Consider the following 11,606-nt stretch of genomic DNA (forward strand, 5'->3'; position numbering starts at 1 on the left):
TACCGGTCCTCTGACAATATCAGTGCTCGACCGGTGTGAGCAGTTTGTGCAGGACGGCGGCGTCGCGCAGAAACTGCTCCGGGTCGTCGTCCTGCACGAATTCGAGCATGGCATAGCGGTCCCCGCTGTCTGGAATCTGCTGAAAATAGGCGCGCCATTCCTCCTGCCCGTCCTCGAGCGGGTACCGGGTCGTGCCGCGCCAGAAGAAGACGTGCACGTGTCGGAGCCACGGTTTCACGGTTTCAATGGAAGCAAGTCTTTCCTCCAGCGACAGACCAACCGCCGGCTGCCAGTAAAGCTGGACGTTCGGGTGTTGAAGCTCTTCCATCAGATGCCGGGCGCTGTCCGCAGTATCGGTAAGCGTGCCTCCGTGATACTCAAGATGCACGCCGATCCCTTTTTCTTTCGCAAGCGAAGCAGCGTCCTGGATATCGCGGATGACCTGCTGCCGCTCCTCCGGCTCTATGTCGTCCGAGCCTTTCACGCCGGCCCAGATCCGGATGGACGGAGCACCCAGGGCGGAGGCCGTGTCCAGCACCGTACGAAACGGATCAGCATTTTCCACCCCGGCCTTGTAGTAGGATCCGTAAGAGGAAACCTCCAGCCCGGCTTCTTTTGTTTTCTCCGCCGTACGGGCGGCAGCCGACGTGTCACCGGGCGGGACGTGCACATCACCGCCCCATTCAATACTGTGAAGTTCGGCCTGCGAGGCCAGTTCTATGATCTCATCCACCGACTTCTCCCGAAACGTCACGGAACACACTCCTGTTTTCCACATCGCTTTACTCCTCCAATCTCGATCTCAGTGTCGCTTCTGTCTTCCCGTCATACACAATCTCCGCTGATCCACCGGAGGGACGGATCATGTCCGGCACTTCATCCGGCATATTGCTGCCGGCATACACGGCGGTGCCGTACCAGACCGGACCGTCCTCTCCGGAGAGACGTGACACGGCGGCAGGCAGTACGGCCGGCGCGGCATACAGCAGGTTCGTATTCGGCTCGGTCCGGCCCGCTTCCAGAAGACGTTCCCCGCTTAAGTCCGCGACCACACTGATGCCCGCGGGCAGCTCAACAGACAGGACGTGATCGTTCTCTTCTATGTCCGGCTGTATATCCGGAAGCGGCTTTTGTCCGTCCACATCGATCGGCACCGAAAAGCCTCCATCTCTGGCATCAAGCGGCCGCCGGGCATGAATCCGGTGCACCCGCACCTGCCACGGCCACGCCGCCAGCAGCCACGTTTCCACGTCAACATCACGCCACGGCTTCCAGTGCGAATACAGCACGCCGTCCTCCCAATCGGTCACCTCGGTCCGCCGCCGTCCGCGGTAATACCCATCCTCTTCGCTGAAGGCAAGCATCGAATCAAACGCCCCCTGCTCCGGGCCGAACACTCCCTTAGGCACGTGAAATCCAAACCGGGTCGAGTAGGCGAACTTCGCGTACTTGCTGTCATTGTGGGCGTGTTCGCTGGACAAGTACTGCCCCGACACAAGACTGAACACATGACTGCCTTCCCTCATCATCGTCATCCGCGGCGCGGCAAGCTTTTTCACCCGCTCAAGCTGCGGCATCGGCTTTTCCTCCGCCTGCCAGAACGCATGCTCTTCCGGGAGCGCCAACACAAGAAATGTTTTCAGCGCCCAGTACGGCGACCCGGGGGAATTATAATTTTCAGCCATGATCAGGTTCGGATACACGTACCCAATCGTGAGCAGCCCATCGCCAGAGAAAACCGGCTGCTCCATCCACCACCGTATATGCCGCATGATAAGCCCTTTTGCCACACCAACGTCCACCTCCGGAAGCTCCGCATACACACACGCACTCCAAAACGACACCTGCGCAAAACGATACGTCAAGCTGCGCCCGAACGGCAACGCCGAGCCATCATCTGAAAACCAATAAATAAAATCATCGGCAAAACGCGCTGCGCGCTTTTTATACAGTTCCGCCCGCTCCGGATCCTTATCTTTCTGCAGCGCCGCATACAACAGACCATAAAAGTGGAAGCCAAACGATATATAATAGTCCCACTGCTCCACCGGTCCATCCGAGTACCAGCCGTCCCCTTGATAACAGGACTCGATGAAATCAAACGATTCCTGCTGTTTCTCCTCATCGATCGGCAGGCCGACCGCGTCAAATCCTGTATTCACGAGTATACGGAAAAAATGCCAGTTATTGTCCACTACATCGTATTGATTAATCTGGTCGAGCCACTGATAAAGATTATGCCGCTCCGTTTCCGTAAGCGGTGTCCACAGTTTTCCCGGAATCATGGCAAGACCAAACCCGATTGCCGCCATCTCCACCAGCCGCTGATCAATGCCGTGCACCCAGCCCCAGAATTCAGGGTGCTCCGGATTGGTTCCGTTTTTGATTCCTTCCAGATGGCGCTCCCAGTAATCGTTCCACACTCCGCCGGCCGCAGCCGGAACAAGACCCCACAGCACCCGCGAGAACGCTTCCATCTCCGCGATATCAGCCCCGAAATGGGCACTCGTCGCACCGAGCGGTATCCTTGCTTTCCCTTCGCTGAAGTATGGGTCCAGCGGTTCAAGGATACGCTCCAGCAGCTCTTCCATATCCCGGCGCGACTGTATTTTGTTTTCTTTCATTTGCTTCACCTCATTTGTCTTTTCGGTATTGTTTCGGCGGCATTCCGCTGAATTTCCTGAATAATTTGGCAAAATAACTCGTGTTATCATACCCGATGGATAGGGCGATATCATCTACGGTATGGTTGGTATACAAAAGATCATGCGCCGCCTGTTCCATCTTTTTCTTCGTCGTGTATTCTACAAAGGTCTCCCCGGTTTCCTGCTTAAAGATCCGGCTGAAGTGGCTTGGATTGAGATGGAGGTGGTTGGCCGCGCCTTCCATCGTGATTTTCTGGTCCAGATGGGTCTCCACGTACTTTTTCGCTTCCCAGATTTCCCGGCGGTCCGAGCTTTCCCGGAGATGGGCGGCGAGCATCATCTTCTTTTTGATATAGGCGTCCAGGTACGCACGCAGTTCGCCGATATGACGCAGCGCATGGATCTCGCTGTACAGCACGGACGACGGCTTGTCGCTGTAGTGCTGCAGCGACTGATATTTGAGATCGATATCGATCAGGATTTTGTGAATCCAGCTTTTCACCTGTTCGGGATTCCATGCCTTATCCCTTATCTCGTTCATCCATGACTGCAGCCAGTTCTCTGCAGCTTGTGCGTCTTCTTCGGTAATCATTTTCTTCACGTCATATAATGCTGTCGTATAATGCATGAAAATATCATCATGACCGGATTTCAATGTCAGCTGATCCACGGTGAAAACACCCGGTTCCGTAATGTAAAACCATCCGCCGCCCGACGGGGCTACCTGCTCAAGCGACGTCCGCAGTTCCTCCCAGCTTCCGGCATGCTCTCCTGTCACAAAGACAAGCGACTGCCCGGTTTCGCGCTGGACGTACCGTTGTATCTTCGTCAGCTGCATCGAGACTTCCTCTGCCGTCATACCGCGGTGATAAGGAAAAAACCAGTACATCTCACCAGGGGAAGCGATCACGTAATCGCCATACCCTTCCTCAAACATGGCATGGCCGGCCGCCTCGACGATGGATTCCGTCCCCTCTTCCTGCACCTCGAGAAACCTCCCGGCCACCGGCACGTAACGGGTGGTATCAAACGAGAGAGACAGAACATCCGACCGTTCTTCCGTACCTTGCAGGAACGAGTGAATCCACTCTTTTTTCAGCGGCTTTTTCGAATACTCCACGAAAGTCTGGAGTGCATCGATATGCGTCCGGTCCGCCTGCTGTTCTTCCAGCTTCTTTTTCAGCTGCTGCACGGCTTCAAGCAGCATGCCGGGTTCCAGGGTTTCTTTTAAAATGTAATCCCCAACGTACAGCCGCAGCGCCTTTCTCGCATACTCGAAATCATCGTGGCACGTAATGATGATGGATTCGAGTGCCGGATTGACGGCGCGTACCTTTTCAATCAACTCGAGACCATCCATCCCGGGCATGCTGATATCGGTGATGACCATATCCGGCATATCTTCACGGGCCGATGTCCATGCCTCCATCCCTGTTGCACATCGGGCCGTTACCTCAAGTCCGTGTTCTTCCCAGGGTACGCATTGATACATAAACTCAAGCATCTGGTAATTATCTTCTGCCAGCAGTACTTTCATCACCCATCAACCCCCTTTGACTTCTTGGAAAACGCATGAATACCGTGGTCCCTTCCCTCTCTTTACTGTCGAGGTCCATAAACAGGGCAGTTCCATACGTTAATTTCATTCGATCATATACATTTTTCAACCCAATGCCGAACATGCTGTTTTTCTGATTCATATAATCGCGGACGATATCCTCTTTGTTTACAAACAGTGCCCGCTTGATTCCTGACAGTTTCTCCGGTTCCAGCCCTTTGCCGTTGTCGGTCACCTCGATGCAGAGCATGGCGCCTTCGGTCCACGTCCGGATCCGGATACGGCCCGGCGCAGCGGGAAGGCCATGATAGCATGCATTTTCAATGACAGGCTGCAGAATGAACTGCGGGACTTTTTCTCCCAAGGTGTCGGCGTCCAGTTCCTGCTCGAGCTCCACCGGATACTTTCTCATCGGATTAATCAGCTTTACGTACTCGTCCAGCTGTTTGGACTCTTCCTCGAGCGTCACCCATTCCGATCCGCGGTAAATCGCGCGCAGCAGTGTACTGAGCGAAGTGATCAGCTTCGCGTTTTCGGTGCTGCCGTCTTTGAGCATCTGAATCCGGATCGTATTTAAAATATTAAATAAAAAATGCGGCTGAATCTTCGACTGCAGCACTTCCATTTCCGCTTTGCGTTTCATCGCCTGCTCGGTTTTGGTCTCCTGGATCGTTTCCTGGATCCGGTCAAGCATATGGTCAAACGACGTCGACAGTCTCCCGATTTCATCGTTTCGCTGCAATTCGTTGCGCATGTCAAGATGTCCCTGCTCTACTTTTTCCGCCGTGTACACAAGACGCTGAATCGGCCGGAAAAAGCGGTGGATCACAAACAGCATAATCAGGATAAACAGCAGAAACGCACCTGCCTGGATGAAGAAATTCTGCTGGTAGGCCCGGTCGAGACTGCTTGCGGCCTGCTGGTACGGCACGTAACTGACAAGACTCCAGTCGCGCTGCTCGAATCCCTGTCTGACGAGCACGTGGTCTTTCCCTTCTTCCATAGATGTGATGAAGGTTTCCGCTCCGTTGTGCTCTTGATCTCCATAAGGAAATTCCTGCCCCGGCACGTAGTCTTCATTTCCATACAACACTCTTCCTTCACGGTCCAAAAGAAGATTACGGCGTCCCACGTCTTCATCTGCCAAAAGCGCCCGGTCCAGCTCAGTACGACTGATACGTGCGAATAAATAAGCCGTCGTCTCGCCGTTATAGTCCGTCAACCGGCGCGCAAGCAGCAGCGGAGAATTCACAGACTCTTCGGAAAATGTACTCTCTCCGAGCAGAGCGGCAGGTCCGAGCCAGCGCACCTGAAAGGAGGAGAATTCCTCCATCTGGCTTTGAAAATCTTTATAAAGCGGCTTCTCCTCCGTAAAAGCCGGTTTCCAGCCGGATCCCGACATCACCTGCTGTTCATCCGCACTTACAATCGATAGCGAAATATTATGATTTCTCGCTAATGAACCGAGGCGGTTATTGATTTCAAGAATCTGCCTCGCCCCCAGTTTGTCATTGCGGAGGTTTGAAATCATCGGCTGAATATCATTATTGAATGTGGCATCATTCATCGTCTGAATGACGTTATCCATCAAGTTGGAGACATTCGCCTCTGTCAGTTCCGATGCATTCTCTTCACTCTGGATCAGCCGCTCCCGTAAAATCTGGGAACTGGAAATGTTCAGATTGATAACACTGAATACCATCGGCAGCAGCATACAGATGACAACCCAGATGAACAGTTTCTGTTTAAAAGAAAAACTGTTGCGGAACCAACTCACGACCCTTTTCATACGGATACCCCTCTGCCTCCTGTTCAGGAAAATGAAAACGTTATCTTTATTATACCTGTTTGCGGCGGGTAATGGACATGCAATTTCAATAATTGATAGAATTCTTTCCTGCCGCTGTGATTAATGAAATGCTCCCTTGTCATCACCGGGCGTAGCTGAACAGGGTCATAGCGGATCTGCATGCCATCTGCAGCAATAACTCCCGCTTCCTCTTCTTTCCAGGGCAGATCCCCTAGAATAAACTGTTCCGTGACACCGTTCGGAGGGGTTTCAAGTTCATAGGCATCCAGGATTTCAAGCACAGGCTTCTCTTTTTTGTACCAGCTGAACGTCCGGTGAAAGGAGGTCAACCCCGAAACGGGGTACGTATCTTTGAGCTCGAGCCCGTAAAGAAGAAGTGATTCGTCCTGCACCGTCTTTGTCTGCACGGCTTTTCTATCCCTGCCTTGTGTCTGCCAGCTTCCGTTTATCACCGGCAGGGAGTGGCCGAGGGCGTGATTCGTGATAAACGTGTACCTTTTCTCGTCAAAATACCCTTTTTGGTATAACCCCGCTCCCAGATCTTTCAGAAACGTCTCCCCGTTTTTCATCATGATCATGTGGCCGACGTCATTGTGGTTATGCGGTTCATCGTTATGCCCGCCTTTTGCCGCGAATGCATAGTGATCTTCTCCCGAACGAAAGCGGGACACCACCCACTGGGAAGCATCCATCACTTCGTCTTTTTCTTCCCACTCCCTGCCCTCGAGCGTTTCATCCAGCCATATCCACTCGCGCAGAAGCGGCGCCCACCGCGCGCAGTGATCAGCCGTATAGGGCTTGCGGAGATGGTAATCGGGAACCGTTACATCTGAGAAGCATTGGTGCAGGTAATGGCTCAATCCAAGAGGTACCGACTGCTCCGGCACGCAGTCCGAAAAAGGAATCACTTTATTACGGTATAAAAACGCGTTCTGCTGAAAACGCGCAATCTGATGGACTTTCTCCTTTTGGAACAGGTCGATCCGCCCTTGCGTTTCTGCAAGCAGCAGATCGGCAAAATACACGAAAAATCCAAAGCCGTACTGCCAGTATTGGCAGCCTTCCAGGCACACGCCGTCTTCGTTGAATCCGCTCAGAAAATAGTCCATCGTCCGTATATTCCGCTCAAGGATGGCATCCAGCACCTCCCCGTCCTCCAGCAGATGCATCGCAGCTGATCCGACCGAACCGGCACACACAGCCGCCCAGTTATGATCCACGGTCTCCCAGTGATGTGTATGCGAAAGAAAAGGGTGCAGCACCCGTTTCTGCACCTCTTCTTCGATTCTCCGGCAGAGCGGTTCTCCCAGGCTTGTCCCAAGGATGCTTTTTATTTCGCTCAGCGCAAACCCTGTCTCTGCTGCGAACAGATCGATTGTATACGGATCGTCGTCTTTGATATGGGCGGGCAGACACCACGTGTATTCTGAGCATACTGCTTTTATTTCTTCCCGGAGACCTTTCTCAAACGGCTCTTTCTCCGGATGAAGCAGGGTCATCAAGGCAAACGTGTTCAACCGGTGCCTTCTATGAAAATAAACGGCTTCGTATTCCTTACGGGACCCGGTCTCTTCAAACAACCGGAATAAATCATCGGTTAACGGCGGTGTTCCGCGGTTAATGAGTTGTTCGGCTTCGCTTTCCACTTCTGCGGCAGGTGCCTGCCAGGCCGGATAGAACGGACGCTCGTTCCACCATTTTCTCTCCAGTACGTTAGATGGCAGAAGCCGTTCTCCCTTTTTTCGTGAAAACAGCATGGTTCACCTTCTCTCTAAACAGGAGGAAGGATCAGGGTCGTATGGACCCTCATCCTTCGTTTTGTTATTCTGCGTTATTATCGATAATCTCCTGTGCTGCTTCGTCCGCATTCTGTATCGTCGTCTCCAGATCCTGTTCCCCGAGAAGGAAGGCGTCCGTTTCGCTCATGTAGGCGTCTTCCACCTCTCCGATATAGGTTGGAGGGATGTTAAGCGGTGCAGCTTCCGATGTTTCCAGCACGTTGATAAGAGATTCCGTGTCGACTTTGTCCGGAGCAGCACCTGCCTGAACAAGGTTATCGACGACTTCCTGCAGATCAGCGTCCTTGTAGGCCGGCAAATATTTTCCCTGTTCCTGGATACCTTCGGTCGTGTACCAGCGGATGAATTCAAACGCTGCGTCCTTGTTCTTGGAGCCGGAATAAACGGAAAGGAAATCAGCACCGGCCGGCGTCGTAACCGGATCTCCCTCTTCCGCTTTCGGGTACGGAGCAAACGAGACATTGAACGGTGACGGACTGCCGTCAATACCGCCTGCTTCACTGATCATCCAGCTTCCCGTCAAGATACTTGCCGCAGACTCGTTGAAAAACTGATCCCGGTACGACAGTTCCTGGGATATTGTGTTGTCATACGGCACGGCGGATCCATCTTCATGACCCCGCTGCCTGATTTCAAGCGACTGTCTTATCTTCTCGCTGTCGATATTGGACGTCGTTCCGTCATCTTTGACAAGGTTGCTGTTTTCCGGCTGGTTGAATGCTGCCAGTTTGACGTAATCGACCCACGTATGGAAGTACGTGCCATACATCTTATTGGCGCCTTCGCCTTCAGACAACTGGTCGGCATAATCCATGAAGTCGCTCCACGTCCATTCGGTCGGAAGTTCCAGATTATTTTCGTCCAGTTTATCCTGGTTCATCATGACAAAGTGCATATTATATTTTCCCGGCAGCGCATAACGCTCACCGTCCACGGCTGTATTGACACGGTAATCTTCATCAAAATTGAACCCTGCTTCATCAATATAACTATTCAGTGGTTCAAACATGCCTTGGCTCACCCGCTGGGCATAGTTGGAGGCATCGTTGACCATGATGACATCGAGCTGGTCCCCTGACGCTGCAGCGAGGTCAATCTGCTGCATCGTTTCGTTGGCATCATTGTTTTCCGGTGTCACCGACTCCACGTTAATGTTCGGATGATCTTCCTCAAATGAGGCAATCACGTCGTCCCAGTTGTCCTGTTCTTCATTGTACCAATGGTGGAGACGAATCGTGACTTCCTCCCCGGAAGATCCGCCATCCCCGCCGTCTGATGAATCAGAAGCTTCCTGATCTCCGCCTCCGGAACATGCCGCCAGTGTCGCAAGTAGAAATGTCCCCGACAGTGTTAACAGTGATTTTTTCATTATAATTCCCCCTTCATTATAGTTAAAAGGTTACCCTTTTACTCCCCCTCGTGCGATTCCTTCAATAACGTATTTCTGGCCGATGATGAAAATAATGATCAGCGGCAGAATGGCCGACACCGACCCTGCCATAATCAAACTGTATAACTCCCCGCTGCTCGTCGAGAAACGCTCAATCGCCAGCTGAATCGTTGACAAATCGTCCGACCGCAGAAAGATAAGCGGCCCCTGATAGTCGTTCCACGTCCAGATAAACCGGAGAATGGCGTAGGTCGAAATCGCTGGAATCATCATCGGCACAACAACTTTGTAAAAGATCGTAAAATGCGAAGCTCCGTCCATTTTCGCCGCATCAATGTAGTCATCCTGAATACTGGAGAAAAACTGCCTCAATAGAAACGTTCCAAGCACACTGAAACTGTTCAGCAAAATCAACCCAAGGTGCGTGTCAAACAGGTTGAGCACCCGGTACATCATGAACTGCGGCACAAGGATAGCCTGCGCCGGAATCAAAAAGGTAGCAAGCACGATCAGAAACAGCGCATCTCTTCCTTTAAAGTGAATTTTGGAAAATCCGTACGCCGCCAGCGCGGAAACGGTTACAGAAAGCAGCGTTGTCAGCACCGTTACTTTGATGGAGTTCCAGTAGTACAAAATGAAAGGCTGCTCCCCGAACCACACGCGGCGGTAATTGTCCCATTTCCAGTCCGACGGTATCCATTCAATCGGATACGAAAACACATTCGTTTCTGCCTTCAGGGACGCGGACAGCATCCAGATAAACGGCATCAGAAACAACAGTCCGATCGCGAACATAATAATGGTAATGATAACTTTTTTCGTATTCAGCCTGCGCAGACGATTCACTATCTTTCACCCCCTTAATAATTCACCCATTTTTTCTGCCCGATCCACTGAATGGCTGTGATGACAAGCAACATACCGAGGAGGGTAATCGCAATCGCCGACGCATAACCGGACTTCAGATTTTCAAAGGCCTGCTCATACAGGTAATACACAATCACCGACGTGGAATATCCCGGGCCGCCTTCGGTCAGCACGACAATCAGTTCAAACGATTTGAAACTGTAAATGATTCCTGTGATTAAAAGGAAAAATGTTGTCGGCGACAGCATCGGTACGGTGATGTTTTTGAATTTCACCCAGGCCGACGCGCCGTCTATATCCGCTGCTTCGTACAGATCCATCGGGATATTCTGTAGTCCGGCAAGATAGATAATGAGATTAAACCCGATCGACGTCCACACCGTGATGATAATAACTGACACCAGCGCCCAGCTGGAGTCAGCCAGCCATCTCGGCGGATTGTCGATGCCGACCGACATGAGGAATTCATTAATCGGGCCGTACGACGGGTGGAACAAAAGCTGGAATACAATGGCGATCGCTACGATACTGGAGATATAAGGCATGAAATAAATAACCTTGAAAAATCCCTTAAAGTACACATTTTTGTTAATAACGACAGCGAGCACGAGCGACAACGCCATCGTCAGCGGAACGGCCAGAATCAGCCAGATGTTGTTCACCACCGACTGGATGAACGGTTCATCCTGCACCATCGTTTTAAAATTCTCCAGCCCTACAAAATCTGCGCTCTGAAACCCACTGATAAAGACCCAGTCCGTAAAGCTGACAGCCAGCGCGATAAAAATAGGAATAATGATTAAAACAGTTGTTCCGATCAACATCGGTGCCACGAACATATAGCCCGCGAAGTTTTCTTTGAACTTCGTGCTTTTGAAGCGGCCCAACTGTTGTTTCTTCGTATTGCTTTGATATGCTGTGGTAGCTTCATTCTCTGCCACATCCATCACCCCCCCATGCTTTAGTAAGCGGTTTCAACTATAGATATATTGTATGCGTTTTCAACGCTGGAGACATGGAACAGATTTGACTGAAATGAAAAGAATTTTGCTTTTTGCGGAAAAGGTGTTTTTCTGAAGGTTAGTCATTTAGTGGACACTATCGCATTTTTTCGCGCGGTTAGTGGTTACACCCCTGCCCCTGGGAACCTCTAATCCTGTTTTTTCATATCTTAGTGTCCGGTAAACCTTCCTTTTTGGACACTATCATTTTCTTTCACATAACCAGTGTCCATAACCGTAGTGGATTGCATTGTTCTGCACCAACCATAAAAAGCCGGCCCGGTATGGCAGCGCGGGCCGGCTTTTTATTTACGGATATCTGGATCTGTCTCTGCTGCCTGTTTTTTTCTATTCCTTTTTATATAGATGGCGATGAAGATAATAAGCATGAAAAGAAATACCGCCAGTAGGTAATAGTCGGTCCATGACTGTTCCCCGAAGAAAAACGAAAAAAAGAAAGATGTCCCGACTATGGCGAGAATCACCCAATACATACCGTGCGCCTCCCTTTTTTACCTATAGTATAGCATAGAAAA

Annotated in this window: 9 protein-coding genes; all 9 read right to left on the reverse strand. The window is 51.4% G+C overall.

What is annotated here, in order from left to right; genetic code table 11:
- Nucleotides 1-19: 19 nt before the first annotated feature.
- The 9 genes from ACFSUB_RS15320 to ACFSUB_RS15360 all read right to left on the reverse strand — a co-directional run bounded on the left by ACFSUB_RS15320 (nucleotide 20) and on the right by ACFSUB_RS15360 (nucleotide 11,564).
- Nucleotides 20-778, reverse strand: a complete 759-nt coding sequence (locus tag ACFSUB_RS15320; RefSeq protein WP_380714135.1) for a sugar phosphate isomerase/epimerase family protein — start codon at nucleotides 776-778, stop codon at nucleotides 20-22.
- A gap of 4 nt (nucleotides 779-782) precedes the next feature.
- A complete protein-coding gene (locus tag ACFSUB_RS15325) occupies nucleotides 783-2,624 on the reverse strand; it encodes a DUF2264 domain-containing protein (RefSeq protein ID WP_380714136.1) in 1,842 nt (613 codons plus the stop codon).
- Between the two features lie 10 nt (nucleotides 2,625-2,634).
- Nucleotides 2,635-4,182: a response regulator transcription factor gene (locus ACFSUB_RS15330; RefSeq protein ID WP_380714266.1), complete on the reverse strand. Its 1,548-nt coding sequence runs from the start codon at nucleotides 4,180-4,182 to the stop codon at nucleotides 2,635-2,637.
- Nucleotides 4,157-5,992: a cache domain-containing sensor histidine kinase gene (locus tag ACFSUB_RS15335; protein ID WP_380714137.1), complete on the reverse strand. Its 1,836-nt coding sequence runs from the start codon at nucleotides 5,990-5,992 to the stop codon at nucleotides 4,157-4,159. The genes ACFSUB_RS15330 and ACFSUB_RS15335 overlap by 26 nt, the downstream gene beginning before the upstream one ends.
- A gap of 23 nt (nucleotides 5,993-6,015) precedes the next feature.
- On the reverse strand, nucleotides 6,016-7,770 hold the full coding sequence (locus ACFSUB_RS15340; RefSeq protein WP_380714138.1) for a hypothetical protein: 1,755 nt from the start codon (nucleotides 7,768-7,770) through the stop codon (nucleotides 6,016-6,018).
- 64 nt (nucleotides 7,771-7,834) lie between these two features.
- Complete coding sequence (locus tag ACFSUB_RS15345; RefSeq protein WP_380714139.1) at nucleotides 7,835-9,181, reverse strand: ABC transporter substrate-binding protein; 1,347 nt, start codon at nucleotides 9,179-9,181, stop codon at nucleotides 7,835-7,837.
- Between the two features lie 30 nt (nucleotides 9,182-9,211).
- Nucleotides 9,212-10,048 (reverse strand): carbohydrate ABC transporter permease, encoded by an 837-nt coding sequence (locus tag ACFSUB_RS15350; protein WP_380714141.1) that lies wholly within the window; start codon nucleotides 10,046-10,048, stop codon nucleotides 9,212-9,214.
- Between the two features lie 14 nt (nucleotides 10,049-10,062).
- Nucleotides 10,063-11,016 carry a carbohydrate ABC transporter permease gene (locus tag ACFSUB_RS15355; RefSeq protein ID WP_380714142.1) on the reverse strand — a complete coding sequence of 318 codons (954 nt, stop codon included), beginning with the start codon at nucleotides 11,014-11,016 and terminating at the stop codon, nucleotides 10,063-10,065.
- A 359-nt stretch (nucleotides 11,017-11,375) separates the two neighbouring features.
- Entirely contained in the window at nucleotides 11,376-11,564 is a 189-nt protein-coding gene (locus ACFSUB_RS15360) for a hypothetical protein (protein WP_380714143.1), read from the reverse strand.
- Between the last annotated feature and the right edge of the window lie 42 nt (nucleotides 11,565-11,606).

The organism is Salibacterium lacus, from assembly GCF_042684865.1.
Lineage (GTDB): Bacteria > Bacillota > Bacilli > Bacillales > Marinococcaceae > Salibacterium > Salibacterium lacus.

What these genes read in the sequence shown, in the direction of transcription:
- ACFSUB_RS15360 (WP_380714143.1), bottom strand. Translation starts at nt 11,564, where the DNA reads ATGTATTGGGTGATTCTCGCCATAGTCGGGACATCTTTCTTTTTTTCG.
- ACFSUB_RS15335 (WP_380714137.1), bottom strand. Translation starts at nt 5,992, where the DNA reads ATGAAAAGGGTCGTGAGTTGGTTCCGCAACAGTTTTTCTTTTAAACAG.
- ACFSUB_RS15320 (WP_380714135.1), bottom strand. Translation starts at nt 778, where the DNA reads ATGTGGAAAACAGGAGTGTGTTCCGTGACGTTTCGGGAGAAGTCGGTG.
- ACFSUB_RS15340 (WP_380714138.1), bottom strand. Translation starts at nt 7,770, where the DNA reads ATGCTGTTTTCACGAAAAAAGGGAGAACGGCTTCTGCCATCTAACGTA.
- ACFSUB_RS15325 (WP_380714136.1), bottom strand. Translation starts at nt 2,624, where the DNA reads ATGAAAGAAAACAAAATACAGTCGCGCCGGGATATGGAAGAGCTGCTG.
- ACFSUB_RS15345 (WP_380714139.1), bottom strand. Translation starts at nt 9,181, where the DNA reads ATGAAAAAATCACTGTTAACACTGTCGGGGACATTTCTACTTGCGACA.
- ACFSUB_RS15330 (WP_380714266.1), bottom strand. Translation starts at nt 4,182, where the DNA reads ATGAAAGTACTGCTGGCAGAAGATAATTACCAGATGCTTGAGTTTATG.
- ACFSUB_RS15355 (WP_380714142.1), bottom strand. Translation starts at nt 11,016, where the DNA reads ATGGATGTGGCAGAGAATGAAGCTACCACAGCATATCAAAGCAATACG.